The following is a 16,937-nucleotide window of genomic DNA, read 5'->3' on the forward strand; positions in this document are numbered from 1 at the left end:
GCCGGGTGTGGTAAATGTCGTCGACCCGTGTCGCACCGGCAATGCCCGCGACACCCGCCGTATCGGGAACACCGCGGCGGACGTCCGGCGGCTGTCGGCCCCGGATGCCCCAACGGGCACTGTCCGGGGCAATATCGGTGCCCCCGCTCTGAGCCCCATGGACGTTTCGGAAGCGTGCTTCGCGCGTGAGGGTGGGAAGCGTTCCTGTCTCGTACCCCGAGGAGAGCAGAGCATGCCGTCCTACCTGTCGCCCGGCGTCTACGTCGAGGAGGTTGCCAGCGGCTCGCGCCCCATCGAGGGTGTGGGCACGTCGGTGGCGGCCTTCGTGGGCCTGGCCCCGACCGGTCCGCTGAACGAGCCGACGCTGGTGACCAACTGGACGCAGTACGTCGCGTCCTTCGGTGAGTTCACCGACGGGTACTACCTCGCGCACTCCGTCTACGGCTTCTTCAACAACGGCGGCACGGCGGCCTACGTGGTCCGTGTCGGCGGCAGCAGGGAGGACGCCGAGGGCACCGCGGGCGTACCCGCCGCCGTCGGGAGTTCGGCCGCCCCGGCCGCCCTGCCGTCCGGTGAGGCCAAGCAGCTCGGCACCTTCACCGTCAGCGCCATCGCCTCCGGCGACCTGAGCGTCGAGGTCGCCGACCCGGACGGCGAGGGCCCCGCCGAACGCTTCAAGCTGGTCGTCAAGGACGGCGGCAAGGCCGCCGAGACCTTCGACGTGACCGCGAAGAAGGGCGGCCGCAACTACGTGGTCACCCAGGTCAAGGAGCGTTCCAAGCTCATCACCGTGACCGAGGCCGCGCCCGCCGCGCAGCTGGCCCGTCCGGAGAACCAGACGGTGGCCCTCGTGGCCCCGACCCAGACGCCGGCGTCCGCGTCCCCCGTCGCGGGCGCCGGCTCGCACCCCGGCCCCGCCGACTACCTCGGCGACTCGGCCGACCGCACCGGCTTCGGCGGCCTGGAGGCCGTCGACGAGGTGTCCATGGTCGCCGTCCCCGACCTGATGGCCGCCTACCAGCGCGGCGCGATCGACCTGGAGGCCGTCAAGGCCGTCCAGCTCGGCCTGATCGCGCACTGCGAGCTGATGGGCGACCGGGTCGCCGTCATCGACCCGCCGCCGGGCCTCAACGCCCGTCAGATCCGGGTCTGGCGCCAGGAGACGGCCGGGTACGACTCCAAGTACGCGGCCCTGTACTACCCCTGGATCAAGACCTTCGACCCGTCCTCCGGCCAGTCCCGGCTGATCCCGCCGTCCGGCCACGTGTCCGGCGTCTGGGCCCGCAACGACGCCGAGCGCGGCGTCCACAAGGCCCCGGCCAACGAGGTCATCCGCGGCGCGGTCGACCTGGAGCTCCAGATCACCCGCGGCGAGCAGGACCTGCTCAACCCGATCGGCGTGAACTGCATCCGCGCCTTCCCCGGCCGCGGCATCCGCATCTGGGGCGCGCGCACGCTCTCCTCCGACCCGGCCTGGCGCTACCTGAACATCCGCCGGTACTTCAACTACCTGGAGGAGTCGATCCTGATCGGCACCCAGTGGGTGGTCTTCGAGCCCAACGACCACAACCTCTGGGCCCGGATCCGGCGCAACATCTCCGCGTTCCTGGTCAACGAGTGGCGCAGCGGCGCCCTGTTCGGGCAGCGGCCCGAGGAGGCGTACTACGTCAAGTGCGACGAGGAGACCAACCCGCCGGAGTCGGTCGACGTCGGCCGCGTGATCTGCGAGATCGGCATCGCGCCGGTCAAGCCCGCCGAGTTCGTGATCTTCCGGCTGGCCCAGTTCAGCAGCGGCAGCGGAGAGCTGCAGGAGTAGCGGACCCCTCGGTCCCCAACCCCCCTGATGTCACGGCACCTTGAGAAGAACGGGCAGTAACACATGAGTCTCCAGCCGGGTGACGCCCTCACATCGCACAATTTCGGCCTGCAGATCGACGGCGTGATGGTCGAGTACCTCGCCGAGGTCAGCGGCATGACGATGGAGCAGGACGTCATCACCTACCAGCAGAACACGCCGGACGGGAAGAACCACGTCCGCAACCTGCCGGGCGTGAAGAAGAACGGCACCTGCACGGTCGTCCGCGGTATGACCCAGTCCTCGTCGTTCACCCAGTGGATCAACGAGTCGATCAACGGCCAGATGGCCACGGCCCGCAAGAACGCCTCCATCATCATGATGGACTTCGAGAACAACCCGGTGAAGCGCTACAACCTGCGCAACGCCTGGTGCAGCAAGATCGACACCAGCACGGTGAAGGCGGGCGAGGCGGCCGCGCTGACCGAGACGGTGACCATCACGTTCGAAGAACTGGTCATCGAGTAATGAGGCGTTCGGCTGTCAGGGCCGGGGGTGTGGGGGCGCCGCTCGCACCGGAGGCGGCGGCGCCCCAGGCCCCTCAGCAACCCGAGGCGCCCGTCGAGGTGCTGCGCACGGAGTTCCCGTTCCAGCTCCCGCGCGGGTACGTCGACGAGCAGGGCACCGTCCACCGCGACGGCGTGATGCGCCTGTCGACGGCGCGCGACGAGCTGATCCCGCTGCGGGACGTCCGCGTCCAGGAGAACCCCGCGTTCCTGTCGGTGGTGCTGCTGGGCCGGGTCATCACCCGCCTCGGCACGCTCCCGCTCGTCCACGACGGGATCGTGGAGAACATGTTCGCCTCCGACCTGGCGTTCCTCCAGGACTTCTACCGCCAGATCAACGCCGAGGGGCACACCCGGGCCGCGGTCAACTGCCCGCACTGCTCCGAGCCCTTCGAAGTGGAACTCGGCGGGAGCCGCCTGGGGGAATCGTGACGTACGCGACCGACCGGCTGCACGAGGAGATCGCGTACGTCGCCTACCACTTCCACTGGAACCTGGAGGACATCCTGGACCTGGAGCACGCCGACCGCCGCCGCTACACGGCGGAGATCGCGTCTCTGGTGACCAGGGCGACGGCCTCCGCAGGCGCGGAGGGCTGACGGGTGGGGCTGTGGGATCGGGTACGGGGGCGCGGCCGAGGGCCCGAGGCCGTGGACTCCGGCAACGGGAGCGGGAGCGGGCCGGGCAACGGGCCTGAGGCTCCCGCTCAGGCGCCGCGTCCCGTGGTGGCGGCGGCCTGGTCCGGGCTGCCGCCGATCCAGCGTGCGCTGGGGACGGGCGGGCCGGTCGCGGACGCCGGGTTCGGCGGCCGGCTGCCGACCTGGCAGAACCCGTCGTTCATGGGCACGCGCTCGCACGCCGTCCTGGACGGCCGGGCCAGCGCCGGTCTCGCCGGTGGCGGCCTCGCGGGAACCACGGGCGCGGGGGCCGTGTCCGGCCTCGAACGTCCGGTGCAGGGGCTGCCGTTGGCAGGGCCGACGGGAGCGGCGGGACCGGTGGGGCCCACGGCGGCCGGCCGGAGGACGTCGGTTCCGGTGGTGCCGCTGCGGGCGGTGGGCGGTGGTTCGGCGGGGGCCGCGGGGGCTTCCGGCTCGGCCGGTTCCTCCGCTTCCTCCGCTTCCGCCGGTTCCGCCGGTTCCGCCGGTTCGGTGGCGCCGGCGGTGCAGCGGGTGCCGTTGGCGGGGCGGCACGGTGGTGGTGCGGTCGTGCAGCGGACCGGGGCGACACCGGGACCCGTACGGAACGGCAACAGCGCGCCGGGACCGGCGGCTTCGGGGGCGGCTGCGGGGGCGGGGCAGCGGGCCATGCCTGCCGTCCAGCGGTCGGCCACGCCGACGGCCGCCGCCTCTTCCTCCTCTTCCTCCTCTTCCTCCTCTTCCTCTACTTCCTCTACTTCCTTTACTTCCTTTACTTCATCCGCGGCTTCTCCCGTCGTTCCGACGGCGGTGCCGGTCGCGTGGGCTCCGCAGTCGACTCCGGTCGCGTCGGCTCCGGCCACGGGTCCGCGCGTCGTGCCCGCACCGCCCGTCCCGCCGCGCCGCAGCGCGCTGACGACGGCGCAGGCGAGCCCGGCGGTGACGGCTGTGCAGCGGCGTACGCTGCCGTCGGCGCCACGGGTGACGGCCGGCGAGAGCGCGGTACCGACGCCGGGCGAGGGTGACCGAGCGGGCGGCGAAACGGCGGCGGACGGCGTCTCCGTACAGCGGGCGGCCGAGGGCGGCGGCGGGGATCCGGTGCGGGTGAGCGGAGGCTGGTCGCGCCCGCGCGGTGACGGCCGTACCTCATCCGCCGGTGCCCCGCGAGCCGCTGCCCCCGGACGGGCGCCGGCACCGGCCCCCGTGCAGCGGTCCGCGTCCGGCGCCGGACCGGCGACCGTCCGGCCGAGCACGACGGCTCCGAGTCCGGGTCCGACTCCGGCCAGGGCGGCCTCCGCAGGTGGCGGTGGTACGGCCGCCTCGGCACCCGTGCCGCCTGGGGCTACGGCTCGTACCGCCCCTGCGTCGCCCACGCCGACACCCCCTTCCGTCCCTGCCGCCACCCCGCCGTCACCCGCAACGCCCCCGGGTGACGGCGGGCCTTCCGCCGTGTCCGGCGCCGGGGCGCCGACCCCGGTGCAACGGCAGGCGGTGAGCGGCGTCCGTACCCCGGTCCCGCCGGGCGTGCCCGACGAGTCGGGGGCGGTTCCGAAGCCCTCGCCCGGCGGCCCCGGTGTGCCGGCCGTGCAGCGCACCGGCGTCACGGGCCCGGCCGTCCGCCCCACGCCGCCGTCACCGGACAGCGGTGCTCCAGCGGCGAGTTCGGCACCGACGCCCGGCACCGGCCCGGCGACCGCCGGCACCGAATCCGCCACGGCTGCTTCACCCACGGTGAGGGCGACGCCCCCTGCCCCACCCGCCTCGGACCTTCCGCGGAGCGCGCGGTCTTCGGCGTCCCCGGCCGCGAGCGGTGGCCGCGCGGCGTCTGTGCAGCGCATGACGAGGGAGGGCGCCGGCGCAACCGACGCCGTACCGGAAGCACCCCGTCCGGCAGGGCGGGGAACCGTACCTGCTGCCTCGCCGATGCCACCGTGCCGGCCCGCTCGGGACACCACGGCCGGTACCTCGACGGCGGCGGCCACGCCGACTCCAGCGCCCGCTTCCGCACCGGCTCCCGTGCAGCGTGCCGCGACGACCGCGGACGCCCCGCGCCCCGGCCTCGGCGCTCCGCTTCCGACCGCGGCCGGGAGCGGCGGCCGTGAGCTGCCCGTACAGCGACGGGTGACCCAGGGCCCGCAGGCTTCCTCCTCCGTGCCGGATGCGCAGACCCCGCCTGGTCCGCGTGCACAGGGACCCGCACCTGCTGCCGGGTCCGCTCCGGCGCCGGCTCCCGCTTCCCCTTCCGCCTCCGCCTCCGTACAGCGTGCTGCCGGTACGACGCCTCCCCGCGCGCCCCGCCTCGGCCTCGGCGCCCCCGTCGCGGGCCCGGTCGCGAGTGCGGCTGCCGCGAGGGCCGTCGGCCACAGGTCGGCTCCGCCGTCCGTGCAGCGGCAACAGGCGTCGAGCGGTTCGTCGACCGGCTCTTCGGCTGAGTCTTCGGCTGGTCCCGCTGCTGGTCCCGCTGCTGGTTCGTCGCCGGGTTCTTCGGCTGGTTCCTCGCCCGGTTCTTCGGCCGGTTCGTTGCCGGGTTCTCCGTCCGGTTCCTTGCCTGGTTTTTCGCTCGGTTCTTCGGCCGGTGCCTCGCCGGGTGCCTCGCCCGGCTCTTCGCCCGGTTCCTCAAGTGCTTCGGCGAGTGGTTCTCCGGTGGACCGGCCGGCCGCCTTTTCCCGTCCGGTGACCGCAGTGCCCCGGCCGGTACAGCGGGCCTCGGCGCCGGGCCTGCCCACGACGACGGCCGGGCGTGCCCAGCCTGCCGCGCCCGCCCCCACCGGCCCCGCGACTCCACCCCCACCGACTCCTCCCGGCCCCGCCGCCACGGCGGGCGCGTCGGCGACGGCCGCACCGCCCACCGTCTTTCCCCCCTTCGTCCAGCGGAGCGTCGGCCCCGCCTCCTCCGCCCCGCCCGTCGCGGCGGGCCCCGGAGGCGGTCCGGCGGCCGTGCAGCGCCAGGCCCGGTCGCCGTTCCCCACGACCACCCGGCCCCCCGCCGGACCGGCGGCCCCCCTGCCCCTCTTCGTGCAGCGGGCCGCGACTCCGGCCGCCGCGCTGCCGGTCAAGCCGGCCGGCACCACCCCGGCCACGCCCGCGCAACCGGTCCCGTTGCGCCCGACCGCGCCGATCTCCGCCACCGAGCCCCTCCCCGTCGCCCCCCTCGGCCGCGTCACCGTCCAGCGGGACGCTCTCAGCACCATCTCGCCCGGCGGCCACCACCCCACGACCTCGCTGAAAAAGGCGCCGGTCACCCACAGCACGCCTGCCGTGGCGCCCCGGACCCAGACGTCCAGGCAGCCCCCGCCCTCCAACGACCCGCCGCCGCCCGGGTACTCCGCCGCCGCCTCGGGCGCCGACGATCCGCCGCCCGGTTACACGGCGATCGAGGGCGGCGGGTTCGATCCGCGGGCCCTCACCGAGTTCCAGGTGGACGCCCTCGTGCACCGGATCATCGACCGGATCACCCGGCACGTCCGCACCGAACTCCGCCGCGACCGCGAACGCGTCGGCAAGCTCCGCGACTTCCGGCCCTGACGGCTCCCGACGGCCCCCGACGATGGCTGACCGGCCCTGACCGCCCCTGATCACGACGACCGCGCACCACGCCACAGAAAGGCCTCCCGATGGATCGCCAGGACCCGGGAACCACAGTCTGGTTCAGCCTCTCCATCGACGGTGAGGACCTCGGTTACTTCAACGGGTGCGAGGGGCTGTCGTCGCAGGTCGAGATCGAGCAGCGGCAGGAGGGCGGGAACAACGGGTTCGTGTGGCAGCTGCCGACCCGGGTCACCTTCTCCCACATCCGGCTGACCCGCCCGCTCACCCCGGACACCTCGAAGGTCGCGAAGTGGATCTCGTCGGTGCAGACGGGGATCGAGCGGCCCACCGGGCAGATCACGGCGCTGCGCGCGGACGGCTCGGAGGTGGCCCGCTGGGGGCTGCTCGACGTACTGCCGGTGAGCTGGCAGGGGCCCTCCCTGGACGCGGGCAGCCCGTCCGTGGCCACGGAGGTCCTGGAGATCGCCCACCACGGATTCACGGACTGAGAGGCAGACCAGATCATGGCCAGGAGCAGCCGGGGCGCCGGCAAGAGCCTCGTGCGGGCCACCCTCGCGATTCACGAGCCGCCCGTGGGCACCAGCACCAGCCCGGGCGGCATCATCAAGACGTTCGGCTTCGAGTTCAACCCGGCGCAGCTGTCGATCGGCCGCCGCGCGGACTGGAAGTCGTCGGCGGCGCCGATCGAACGGGACGGCGCGCTGCCGGAGTTCCTCGGCACCCATCCGCGCCAGATGAGCGTGGAGATCTTCCTGGACCGGTCCGACGACCCGGACAGCAACGACGTGATGAAGAAGGTGGAGTCGCTGCTGGCCTGCTGCGAGGTCACCAGCAAGAGCATCGCCGCCAAGCAGCCGTCGCCGCCCTGGGTGGTCTTCCAGTGGGGTTCGTTCTCGACGGCCAACTTCACGGCGTACGTCGCCTCGGCGGACGTCTCCTACTCCCTGTTCGGGACGAGCGGGATGCCGATCCGGGCCAGCTGCCAGCTCCAGCTGCACGAGATCCCGAGCAAGACCGCGGGACAGAACCCGACGTCCGGCGCGCTCACCGCGCAGCGCGTGCACCGGGTCGTGGCCGGGGACTCGCTGCAGTCGCTGGCCTGGCGGGAGTACGGCAACGCGGCCGCCTGGCGGGCGATCGCGGACGCCAACGACATCGACGACCCGGGGTGGCTGCCCACGGGGACGGAACTGGTGCTGCCGGCCGCCGAGGAGGTTCGGTCCTGATGGTGAAGCACGCCTTCTCGAACGTCATCAAGGTCGTCATCGGCGGCAAGGAGCTGACCGCGACCTCGGAGTACGGGCGGTATCTCGTCGACGCCCACGTGGACCAGGGCGTCGGAGTGCCGGCCGCCTTCCAGCTGACCTTCCGCGACCCGGGCCGCAAACTGCTGGGCAAGCTGGGCGTGCAGTTCGGCACCCCGGTGGTGATCACGCCGGTCTCCGACGGGCAGGGCACCGGCGACCCGCTGCTCACCGGCGAGGTCACCGCGATGGAGGCCGAGTACGACGGCACCGGAAGCTACGCGGTGGTCCGGGGCTACGACTACGGGTTCCGGCTGATGCGGCAGCGCCGCGTCGTCGCCTACCGCAACCAGACCGCCTCCGACATCGCCCGCAAGCTGGCCGCGCAGGACGGCGTGCCGATCGGGCGGATCCAGGCCACCAAGACCGTCTACGAGTTCATCAGCCAGTCGAACGTCACCGACTGGGACTTCCTGGCCCGCCTCGCCGACGAGAACGAGATGGTCATGTCGGTGGACGCCGACGGCAAGTTCCAGTTCGTGCAGCAGAAGAGCGCCTCCGGGGCGCCCTCGCCGCAGACCGACGGCGACAAGAGCCCGTTCGTGCTGGAGGCCCGGCACGACATCCTGCGGCTGCGCACCGCGGTCACCGCCTCCGACCAGGTTAACAAGGTCGAGTCGCGGGGCTGGGACGTACGGACGAAGAAGACGCTCACGGCGACCGCGACCCCCGCGAGCAACACCGGCTACAGCATCGGCACCACCCCGGGCGCGGCGGCCGGCGAGTTCAAGACGTCGAAGCTGGTCGAGACGCGTACGCCGTACGACAAGCAGAACGAGGTGAAGTTCGCGGCCGACGCCCTCTCCGACGACGTCACGTCGACGTTCGCCGAGGTGGAGGTCGTCGTGCGCGGCAACCCGAAGCTGCGGCCGGGGGTTCCGGTGGCGCTCGCGGACGTCGGGGACCCCTTCGAGGGCAAGTACACGGTCACCTCGGTACGGCACGTCTTCGGCGACGCCAAGCACTACGAGACCTGGGTGACGGTCAGCGGCCGTCAGTGGCGCTCGCTCTACGGCGTCGCCTCCGGCGGTGGCGGGGACGCGGGCGGCGACCGGCAGCTCAGCGTGGCGCAGGCCCTCGTCACCGATGTGCAGGACCCCCTCCAGCAGGGCCGGGTGAAGCTCAAGTTCCCGTGGCTGGACGACACCTACGTCAGCGACTGGACCCGGACCATGCAGTGGGGCGGGGTGCGCGGCGGCGGGGTCTTCCCGATGGACGTCGGGGACGAGGTGCTCGTCGCCTTCGACCGGGGCGCCCTCGACCACGCGTACGTCATCGGCGGCCTCTACAACGGCAAGGACAAGCCGACCCGGGTCAAGGACGTGCCGCTGCACGACGGCATGCGCGGCCGGGCCACCCGGCACACGATCTCCGACCGGGTCGGCAACCGCATGGACCTGCTCGACCAGCGGGGCCGCAAACAGGGCGTCCGGCTGGCCAGCGGCGACGACAAACTCACCGTCTTCCTGGACCGGCAGCAGACCGAGATCACCGTGGACAGCAAGGGCAGTGTCTCCATCAAGGGCAGCAGGTCGGTGTCGGTCGAGGCGGGCGCCAACCTGTCCCTGAAGGCGGGGGGCGCGCTCAGTATCAGGAGCGGGGGGCCGCTGTCCCTGCAGAGCGCGGAACTCGTCGACATCAAGGCGCCCGCGGGCGCGGTCTCGGTGAACGCCGCCGCCGTGAGCCTGATGGCGAACGCCGCCCTGTCGCTGCGCGGCAACGCGGCCGTCGCGATCAGTTCGCTGGCCACCGTGGCGATCCAGGCCCCCGAGGTACCGGTGCTGGGCAACCTGATGATGGGCGGCCTGACGGTGATGGTGATCCCGGCATGAGCGGGCACGGCGATCCCGGCACGAGCGGCCGGCGGGGCTTCCCCGAGAGGCGGGTGCGGGGCTGATGGCAGAGCAGTTCGTCGGCTCCGGCTGGTCGTTCCCGTTGCGGATCGGGCCCACCGGCGGCATCGCCCTGGTCAGCGGCGAGAAGGAGGTCGAGGAGGCCATCCGGCTCATCCTCTCCACGGCCCCGGGCGAACGCCCGATGCGGCCGGAGTTCGGCTGCGCCATCCACGACCTGGTCTTCGCCCCCGTCAACGAGCAGACCGCCGGCCGCATCCAGCACGAGGTGCACGCCAGCCTCGACCGCTGGGAGCCGCGGATCGAGGTCGAGGACGTCGAGGTCACCACCGGCGCCGACCCGAGCGTGCTGATGATCGACGTCCGCTACTCGATCCGCGGCACCAACAACCCGCGCAGCCTGGTCTTCCCCTTCTACGTCATCCCCTCCCACGACGAGCCGGACCTGCCCCCCGCCTCCCCGGACTCCTCCGAAAGCGACCGCTGATCCCGATGGCCCTGCCCTCCCCGAACCTCGACGACCGCCGCTTCCAGCAGTTCGTCGACGACGCCAAGCGTTACATCCAGCAGCGCGCCCCGGAGTGGACCGACCACAACGTCTCCGACCCCGGCATCACGCTGGTGGAGACGGTCGCGCACATGGCCGACCAGATCGTGTACCGCCTCAACCGGGTCCCGGAGAAGAACCACCTCGCCTTCCTGGACCTGGTCGGCATCACGCTGTTCCCGCCGTCCGCCGCCCGCACGGAGGTGACGTTCTGGCTGTCGGCGGCCCAGGAGGAGGCGGTCCCGGTGCCGGTCGGCACCGAGGTGGCGACCCGCCGTACCGAGACGCAGGAGGCGGTGGTCTTCGCGACCGAGCGCGAACTGACCATCGTGCCCAGCGAGTTGCGGCACCTGCTGCGCCAGCAGAACGGCGCGGCCGTCGTCGACCTCACCCACGAGCTCGCCGAGGGCAAGGACCTGCTGTGCTTCACCGAGTCCCCGAACCCCGGTGACTGCATGCTGCTCGGGCTCTCCGCCGCCGTCCCGCACTGCGCGGTCGCCCTGGACCTGGACAGCCGGGTCGACGGCGTCGGCGTGGACCCGCGGCAGCCCCCGCTGGTGTGGGAGGCGTGGACGGAGGACGGCTGGAAGGAGTGCGAGGTCGACCGGGACGGCACCGGTGGCCTCAACCGCCCCGGCGAGGTCGTGCTGCACGTCCCCGGCGGCCACGTGCTCTCCCGCAACGGCGGCCTGGAGGCCAGCTGGCTGCGCTGCCGGGTCACCGAACCCCACGCCGACCAGCCCTTCTACACCACCTCCCCGACGGTCCGGTTCGTCGAGGCCTGCACGGTGGGCGGCACCACGGCCGCCGTCCACGCGGAGACCGTCGAGGACGAGGCGCTCGGCGAGTCCACGGGCCTGCCCGGCCAGCGCCTCAGGCTCGCCCACGCCCCCGTCGTCGGGGACAACCCGCCGCTCCTCCTGCAGACCGCCGAACACGACGGCGAGGGCGGCTGGGTCGACTGGCAGGTCGTCCCGCACTTCGCGGCCTCCGGGCCGGACGACCGGCACCTCACCCTCGACGCGACCACCGGCGAGATCGCCTTCGGCCCCGCGGTCCGCGAACCGGACGGCTCGCTGCGCCAGTACGGCGTGGTGGCCCCGAAGGGCGCGGTCATCCGGGCCCGCCGCTACCGCACCGGCGGCGGCCGGGAGGGCAACGTGGCCCGGGGCGCCGTACAGATCCTGCGCTCCTCCATCCCGTACGTCGCGGACGTGGTCAACCGGGAGGCCGCGCGCGGCGGGGTCGACGGCGAGACGGTCGCCGAGGCGAAGGTGCGCGCGCCGATCACGCTGCGCGCCCAGGAGCGGGCGGTGACCCTGCGCGACTACGAGGAGCTGGCCCGCAGGGCCGCCCCCGAGACGGCCCGGATCACCTGCCTGGAGGGCGAGGAGGGCCAGCACGGCTCGTACGCGGTACGGGTCCTGGTGGTGCCCCAGGCGGTCTCCGACCCGGGCGGCCGGCTCCGCTTCGAGCAACTCGTGCCCGGCGACGCCCTGCTGGACCGGATCACCCGCTACCTGGACGAACGCCGGCTGATCGGCACCCGGCTCGCGGTCGGCCCGCCCTTCTACCAGGGCGTCACGGTCGTCGCCACCGTGCACGCCTTCCGCGGCGTGGACGTCGACCGGGTCCGCCGCCAGGCCCACGACGCCCTCTACCGCCACCTGGACCCGCTGACCGGCGGCGCGGACGGCAGGGGCTGGCCGTTCGGGCGCCCGGTGCAGTCCGGTGAGATCTTCGCGGTGCTGCAACGCGTCCCCGGCATCGAACTCGTCGACGAGGTCGTCCTGCACCCCGCCGACCCGCTCACCGGCAAGCGCGGCGACCCGACCGACCGCATCGACCTGGACGCCCCGTCCCTGGTCTTCTCCTACGACCACCGGGTGAGGGTGATCGGCGAATGACCGGCAACAACGCGACCGGAGGCCTCCGTTGAGAGGTTCCATCGACGGCCTCGGCTCGTCCGTCCCCATCGGCGCGATGCTCCCCGCCGTCTTCGCCGACGACGACCTCGCGCTGCGCTTCGTCGCGGGGCTGGACGACGTGATCGCCCCGATCCCGAACGTCCTGGACTGCCTGCCCAGTTACTTCGACCCGGCGCTGGCCCCGCTGGACTTCGCGGAGTGGCTCGGCACCTGGGTCGGCGCGGAGACCGACGGCACGGAGTCGGAGCCCCTGCTCCGCGCGGCCGTGGCCGCCGCCGCCTACCTGCACCGCATCCGGGGCACCTGCTGGGGCCTGTCCGAGACGGTCCGGCTGGCCTTCGGCGTACCACCGGAGATCACGGAGAGCGGCGGCGCCGACTGGAGCGCCCGCCCGCTCGGCGCCTTCCCCGGCACCCCCCGCCCCGGCCTGCACGTCCATCTCACGCTCCCGGCCCCCACCCCGGCCGACGAGGTCCGCCTCGAACACCTCGTGGCCGCCGCCCGCCCCGCTCACATGCCCTACACGGTCCAGGTGACCGCGTCCGCCGAAAGGACCCCGCAGCGATGACGACCAACCGGAACTGCACGGAGTGCGGCAAGGTCGCCGAACCGGGCAAGTCCTTCTGCGACGACTGCGGCGCGGTCCTCAGCTGGACCGGCACCGACGAGGACCCCGCCCCCCAGCCGCCGACCCCCAACCCCGGCTGGGACGCCTTCACCCGCAGAGACGGCGGCACCGGCCTCCCCCAGCGCGACACACGTGCAACAACAACGACAGCCCCGACAGAACCCCCCCTCCAGTCAACACCGCCCCTTCAGCCCCACGGCAACCCGTCAACACCGCCCATGGCAGCGCCCCTCCAGTCCCACGGGGACCTGTCAACGCCGCGCACGGCAGCGCCCTTCCAGCCCCACGGCGACCTGTCAACGCCGCCCACGGCAGCGCCCTTCCAGCCCCACGGCGACCTGTCAACGCCGCCCACGCCAGCGCCCCTCCAGTCCCACGGCAACCTGTCAACGCCGCCCACGGCAGCGCCCCTTCAGGGGCGCGGGGAACTGCGCGACCAGCCCCCACCCGCCGTCACGTCCCCCACAGCCGAAACCACCCCCCTCCCCACCCCTCACCCGCAGCCCGAACCCGGCGGCGCCACCCCCACCCCCGAACAGGAACGCGCCCGCCGCCTCCTCATCCCGGTGAGTGAACCCACCCCCACCCCGGCCCCCCAACCCATCGCTCCGGTCCTCCCCGGCCGCCCCACCCCCCAACGCCCCGCCGCCGTCCGCGCCCCCGGCGAGGACCTCGGCGCCCACGGCGGCACCCCCTGCCCCTGGTGCGCCACCCCCAACCGCCCCGACCGCCACTTCTGCACCCGCTGCGCCATGCCCATGGCCGGCCACCCCGACACCGGCCCCGCGGCCCACCGCCCCTGGTGGCGCCGCATCTTCGACTTCCGCAGGAGAGAGACCCCGTGGGCGGGCGACCGCCCCCGCCTGCGCCGCACCTTCGACCGCGTCGTCACCTGGATCGTCGCCGCCGTCGTCCTCACCGGCGTCACGGTCCTGGCGATCAACACGCCGAAGGCGGTCAGCGCCACCCGCGACCACTTCGCCAAGCGCGCCCCGGTCTCCCCGGAGAGCTACCGCGCCTCCCGCGCGTACGCAGGCCACAAGCCGGAGCTGCTCTTCGACAGGCTGAACAACACGTGGTGGGGCCCGGGCATCGCCGGGGCGGGCGAGGGCGAGTGGGTCGAGGCGCACTTCGACGAGCCGGTCCGGCTCCTGAACGTCGTCATCACCTCCGGCGAGTCGACCCACAACGAGCAGCTGAACAAGTCGGCCCTGCCGCACCGCCTGACGGCGACCATCAAGACCTCCGACGGCAAGACCGTGACCCGCGAACTGACCCTCGACCAGGCGGCCGGCGGCCAGACCCGCGACCTGCGGGCCGCGGACGTCGTCTCCGTCCGCTTCACGATCGACTCGTCGTACCAGTCGTCGGCCCGCACCCAGGTCGCCATCGCCGAGATCGAGTTCTTCGGTCCGTCGAGCGCGAACTCCTAGGGGCGGCGGAGAGGGGGGCTAGCCCCGTATCAGGGACCGGTACACCGCGGTGGACCTGGGGTTGCTCCGGCAGCCCCAGACACCGTGCGGGCAGTAGTCGGTGATCGTCTGGTACAGCGGGCGGCTGCTCGCGAACCAGTCGAGCATGCCCCGCAGGTACGCCGGATCGTCGCCGTTCTCGTACAGCCCCCACTCGGGGTACGAGACCGGTTTGCCGTGGGCCCGGGCGAAGTCGACCTGGGCCCGCAGCCCGTACGGCTCGTCGACCTGCTCCTGGAACGACATCCCGCGCGGGGCGTCGTACGCGTCCATCCCCAGCACGTCCACGTACCCGTCCCCCGGGTAGCACCTGGTCCAGGGGACGGCGTCCCGGCCCCGGTTGGGCGCGAAGTCGAACCGGAACCGGGCGCCCGGCACCGACCGCATGGCCGTCACGATCCGCCGCCAGTACGCCCGCCAGGCGGCGGGGTCGGGTCCGCAGCGGTGGGTGTACGTGTCCCCGTTCATCTCCCAGCCGAGCACGACGACGGTGTCCGGCGCGCCGACCGAGACCAGCCGGCGGGCCAGGGTGCGGAAGTGGACGTCGTACGAGCCGCCCGCCCCGAGCCGCAGCCGGCGGCGCACCTCGGCGTCCGGGACGTGGGCCTCGGTCTGTTCCAGCATCGGCACGTTGAGGACGAGGAGCCGGTCGGGTTCGGCCTGCCGCCAACGGGCCCACAGCCGTACGAAGTCCGGGGCGCCCTCGATGTTCCGCCACACGTCACCGGGCAGGTAGGTGTGCCCGACCCGGGGCCGGTCCCGCAGCCAGTTCCCGAGCGCCGCCACCCGCCGTACCCCGTCCCCGCCGTACCCGACGTACGCCCCGAAGGGCCCGGGTGGGGCGGGCCGCGGGATCTCCGGCCGGGACACGGGCAGCAGCAGGAGGGCCGCCAGCACGGCGACCCACAGGAACCTCGGACGTGCCATGGGAGGCAGTCTGGCCGCTCGGCGCACAGGGGCCACGCTATGTGGTCATACCGTTACCCTGTGCGCTCCCGGCGTGCTACGGCCGTTCGCCCGACGGCATCCGCAGGGCCGGCGGGTGCCGCAGGGCCGTCAGGTTCCACGGTCCCGCCGGATCCCACATCGCCGCCGGGATCCACTGCTTCATCACCGGAGGCCCCTGGGGCGTCGGGGTCGCCTGCGGCGCCGGGGTCCTGTGCGGCCTCGGGTCCCTGTGCGGCCTCGGGCTTCTGTGCGGCCTCGCCGGTCGGCCGTGCCCCGACGGGGCGGTCCTCGTCCCCGCGGACGGCTCGACGGGCCCCGGCGACGGCGCCGGACTCGCGGCCGTGACGGTCGCCTCGGCCGTGCTGCCCGCGCTGGCGGAGACGACCGGGGTGCCCGGGGCCGGGTGGGGATGGGCCGGGGACGCTGTTCCGGGCACGCTCACGCCGTGCCGCCGCAGCCACGGCAGCGGCGGGACCTCGGAGCCCAGGTGCCGGGTGGTCCGTACCTCGAAGTGCAGGTGGGGGCCGTCCGCGTTGCCGGTGGAGCCGGCGGCGCCGATCCGCTGGCCCGTCGAGACGCGCTGGCCGCGGCGGACGTTGATGACGGACAGGTGGGCGTACTGGGTGTAGTAGCCGTCGGGATGGCGTAACACGACCTGGTTGCCGAAGGCGTCGCCGCAGGTCGCGGCCACGACGCGGCCGGCGCCGACGGCGTACACGGGCGTACCTGTGTCGACGGCGAAGTCCTGGCCGGTGTGCCGGTGTCTCCAGAGGTGCCCCCTGGCGGCGTAGCGGGCGGAGAGCCGGTAGCGGACGGTGGGCGCGGTCCAGCGGGCGATGCGATCGGCGTGACGGCTCCGGTGGCCGCCGCCGGCGGCGCGGTCGGTGCCGTCCTGTTGCGCGGTGGCCGGCGGGGTGCTGCGCGTACCGAAGGCGCAGCGGGCCGGGCGCTGGTCCGCCGCCTTGGCGGGTGTGGTGAGGAACGCGCCGGTCAGGAGGAGTACCAGCGCGGCGGTGAGCAGCCGTAGATCATCCGTTCGCATCTTCGGATCCTCTGACGGCCGGCGGGCCGGGAGGTGGCCCCACGCGCCCGGCGGCGCGACTTTCGCCTGTTCGGATGATCGGCCCGGCTCAGATTCGGGTGTGCCGGTTCACCACCGCGCTCGCGAGCAGCGAGAGCCGGGCGCGCTGGGCGTCGGTGAGGTGGGCCGCGAGGTCCCGGAGCTCCCGGTCGGCGAGCGCCTGGCACTGCCGGGCCAGCTCCTGCCCCTGCGGGGTGATCGACACCAGGACGCTGCGCCGGTCGTGCGGGGCCGGGGTGCGGCGGACCAGGTCCCGGCGCTCCGCGCGGTCGACGAGGCCGGTCATGCTGGACTTGTCCAGGCCGAGGTGGTTGGCGAGTTCCTGCATGCCGGGCGTGCGGTCGCGCAGCACGCCGAGCAGCCGCAGCTGGACGACCGACAGTCCGTGTTCCGCCGCGACCTTCCCGAGCGCGCCCTGCACGAGGAACGACAGCTGGGCGAGACCGTCCACGAGCCCCAGGTCCGCGATGTCCTCGGCGTCCTTGATGCCCTCGGCGCCCTCGATGCCTTTGCTGCCCTCGGTGTCCGCGTCCGGTGATTCGGCGGTTGGCTTGTTCTGCATGGCCCCATCCTACGAGTGTTAGTACGCGTCCCCAACTACTTGACTTGGTACGTGGTGCGAACTAATTTA

At 73.4% G+C, this 16,937-nt stretch carries 16 protein-coding genes; 12 read left to right on the top strand and 4 right to left on the bottom strand.

What is annotated here, in order from left to right; translation table 11 throughout:
- The first annotated feature begins 232 nt into the window (after positions 1-232).
- The 4 genes from ACGF5O_RS18670 (at position 233) to ACGF5O_RS18685 (ending at position 2,960) form a co-directional block, all read left to right on the top strand.
- Complete coding sequence (locus tag ACGF5O_RS18670; RefSeq protein WP_393810946.1) at positions 233-1,816, top strand: phage tail sheath subtilisin-like domain-containing protein; 1,584 nt, start codon at positions 233-235, stop codon at positions 1,814-1,816.
- A gap of 63 nt (positions 1,817-1,879) precedes the next feature.
- Complete coding sequence (locus ACGF5O_RS18675) at positions 1,880-2,323, top strand: phage tail protein (RefSeq protein ID WP_189262970.1); 444 nt, start codon at positions 1,880-1,882, stop codon at positions 2,321-2,323.
- Positions 2,323-2,793, top strand: coding sequence for a hypothetical protein (locus ACGF5O_RS18680; protein ID WP_351494135.1), 471 nt, complete (start codon positions 2,323-2,325; stop codon positions 2,791-2,793). The genes ACGF5O_RS18675 and ACGF5O_RS18680 overlap by 1 nt, the downstream gene beginning before the upstream one ends.
- Positions 2,790-2,960, top strand: a complete 171-nt coding sequence (locus ACGF5O_RS18685) for a DUF6760 family protein (RefSeq protein WP_181808453.1) — start codon at positions 2,790-2,792, stop codon at positions 2,958-2,960. Before ACGF5O_RS18680 ends, ACGF5O_RS18685 begins: the two co-directional genes overlap by 4 nt.
- 107 nt (positions 2,961-3,067) lie before the next feature.
- Here ACGF5O_RS18685 and ACGF5O_RS18690 read toward each other — a convergent pair whose 3' ends face one another.
- Positions 3,068-4,711 carry a hypothetical protein gene (locus ACGF5O_RS18690; RefSeq protein WP_393810947.1) on the bottom strand — a complete coding sequence of 548 codons (1,644 nt, stop codon included), beginning with the start codon at positions 4,709-4,711 and terminating at the stop codon, positions 3,068-3,070.
- A gap of 967 nt (positions 4,712-5,678) precedes the next feature.
- On the opposite strand from ACGF5O_RS18690, the gene ACGF5O_RS18695 reads away from it, so the two are divergent.
- The 8 genes from ACGF5O_RS18695 (at position 5,679) to ACGF5O_RS18730 (ending at position 14,238) form a co-directional block, all read left to right on the top strand.
- Positions 5,679-6,521 carry a hypothetical protein gene (locus ACGF5O_RS18695; RefSeq protein ID WP_393810948.1) on the top strand — a complete coding sequence of 281 codons (843 nt, stop codon included), beginning with the start codon at positions 5,679-5,681 and terminating at the stop codon, positions 6,519-6,521.
- Positions 6,522-6,610: 89 nt separating this feature from the next.
- Positions 6,611-7,033, top strand: a complete 423-nt coding sequence (locus ACGF5O_RS18700) for a phage tail protein (RefSeq protein ID WP_089100302.1) — start codon at positions 6,611-6,613, stop codon at positions 7,031-7,033.
- Positions 7,034-7,048: 15 nt separating this feature from the next.
- Positions 7,049-7,771 (top strand): LysM peptidoglycan-binding domain-containing protein, encoded by a 723-nt coding sequence (locus ACGF5O_RS18705; protein WP_362580351.1) that lies wholly within the window; start codon positions 7,049-7,051, stop codon positions 7,769-7,771.
- Positions 7,771-9,681: a VgrG-related protein gene (locus ACGF5O_RS18710; RefSeq protein ID WP_393810949.1), complete on the top strand. Its 1,911-nt coding sequence runs from the start codon at positions 7,771-7,773 to the stop codon at positions 9,679-9,681. Before ACGF5O_RS18705 ends, ACGF5O_RS18710 begins: the two co-directional genes overlap by 1 nt.
- A 64-nt stretch (positions 9,682-9,745) precedes the next feature.
- Positions 9,746-10,189: a GPW/gp25 family protein gene (locus tag ACGF5O_RS18715; RefSeq protein ID WP_181806072.1), complete on the top strand. Its 444-nt coding sequence runs from the start codon at positions 9,746-9,748 to the stop codon at positions 10,187-10,189.
- A gap of 5 nt (positions 10,190-10,194) precedes the next feature.
- Positions 10,195-12,156 (top strand): putative baseplate assembly protein, encoded by a 1,962-nt coding sequence (locus ACGF5O_RS18720; protein WP_393810950.1) that lies wholly within the window; start codon positions 10,195-10,197, stop codon positions 12,154-12,156.
- Positions 12,157-12,184: 28 nt separating this feature from the next.
- The gene (locus tag ACGF5O_RS18725) at positions 12,185-12,745 is read left to right on the top strand and encodes a phage tail protein (protein ID WP_393810951.1); all 561 of its coding nucleotides are present in this window, start codon (positions 12,185-12,187) and stop codon (positions 12,743-12,745) included.
- Positions 12,746-13,371: 626 nt separating this feature from the next.
- Positions 13,372-14,238 carry an NADase-type glycan-binding domain-containing protein gene (locus ACGF5O_RS18730; protein ID WP_393810952.1) on the top strand — a complete coding sequence of 289 codons (867 nt, stop codon included), beginning with the start codon at positions 13,372-13,374 and terminating at the stop codon, positions 14,236-14,238.
- Positions 14,239-14,256: 18 nt separating this feature from the next.
- Here ACGF5O_RS18730 and ACGF5O_RS18735 read toward each other — a convergent pair whose 3' ends face one another.
- The 3 genes from ACGF5O_RS18735 to ACGF5O_RS18745 all read right to left on the bottom strand — a co-directional run bounded on the left by ACGF5O_RS18735 (position 14,257) and on the right by ACGF5O_RS18745 (position 16,868).
- Positions 14,257-15,204, bottom strand: coding sequence for a glycoside hydrolase family 26 protein (locus ACGF5O_RS18735; RefSeq protein ID WP_393810953.1), 948 nt, complete (start codon positions 15,202-15,204; stop codon positions 14,257-14,259).
- Between the two features lie 76 nt (positions 15,205-15,280).
- Positions 15,281-16,267, bottom strand: a complete 987-nt coding sequence (locus tag ACGF5O_RS18740) for a peptidoglycan DD-metalloendopeptidase family protein (protein WP_393810954.1) — start codon at positions 16,265-16,267, stop codon at positions 15,281-15,283.
- Between the two features lie 88 nt (positions 16,268-16,355).
- The gene (locus ACGF5O_RS18745; RefSeq protein WP_393810955.1) at positions 16,356-16,868 is read right to left on the bottom strand and encodes a MarR family winged helix-turn-helix transcriptional regulator; all 513 of its coding nucleotides are present in this window, start codon (positions 16,866-16,868) and stop codon (positions 16,356-16,358) included.
- Between the last annotated feature and the right edge of the window lie 69 nt (positions 16,869-16,937).

It is taken from the genome of Streptomyces sp. NPDC048291 (genome assembly GCF_043201715.1).
Classification (GTDB): domain Bacteria; phylum Actinomycetota; class Actinomycetes; order Streptomycetales; family Streptomycetaceae; genus Streptomyces.

Coding starts and splice junctions, on each gene's coding strand:
- ACGF5O_RS18670 (WP_393810946.1), top strand. CDS start 233: ATGCCGTCCTACCTGTCGCCCGGCGTCTACGTCGAGGAGGTTGCCAGC.
- ACGF5O_RS18675 (WP_189262970.1), top strand. CDS start 1,880: ATGAGTCTCCAGCCGGGTGACGCCCTCACATCGCACAATTTCGGCCTG.
- ACGF5O_RS18680 (WP_351494135.1), top strand. CDS start 2,323: ATGAGGCGTTCGGCTGTCAGGGCCGGGGGTGTGGGGGCGCCGCTCGCA.
- ACGF5O_RS18700 (WP_089100302.1), top strand. CDS start 6,611: ATGGATCGCCAGGACCCGGGAACCACAGTCTGGTTCAGCCTCTCCATC.
- ACGF5O_RS18705 (WP_362580351.1), top strand. CDS start 7,049: ATGGCCAGGAGCAGCCGGGGCGCCGGCAAGAGCCTCGTGCGGGCCACC.
- ACGF5O_RS18710 (WP_393810949.1), top strand. CDS start 7,771: ATGGTGAAGCACGCCTTCTCGAACGTCATCAAGGTCGTCATCGGCGGC.
- ACGF5O_RS18715 (WP_181806072.1), top strand. CDS start 9,746: ATGGCAGAGCAGTTCGTCGGCTCCGGCTGGTCGTTCCCGTTGCGGATC.
- ACGF5O_RS18720 (WP_393810950.1), top strand. CDS start 10,195: ATGGCCCTGCCCTCCCCGAACCTCGACGACCGCCGCTTCCAGCAGTTC.
- ACGF5O_RS18735 (WP_393810953.1), bottom strand. CDS start 15,204: ATGGCACGTCCGAGGTTCCTGTGGGTCGCCGTGCTGGCGGCCCTCCTG.
- ACGF5O_RS18740 (WP_393810954.1), bottom strand. CDS start 16,267: ATGCGAACGGATGATCTACGGCTGCTCACCGCCGCGCTGGTACTCCTC.
- ACGF5O_RS18745 (WP_393810955.1), bottom strand. CDS start 16,868: ATGCAGAACAAGCCAACCGCCGAATCACCGGACGCGGACACCGAGGGC.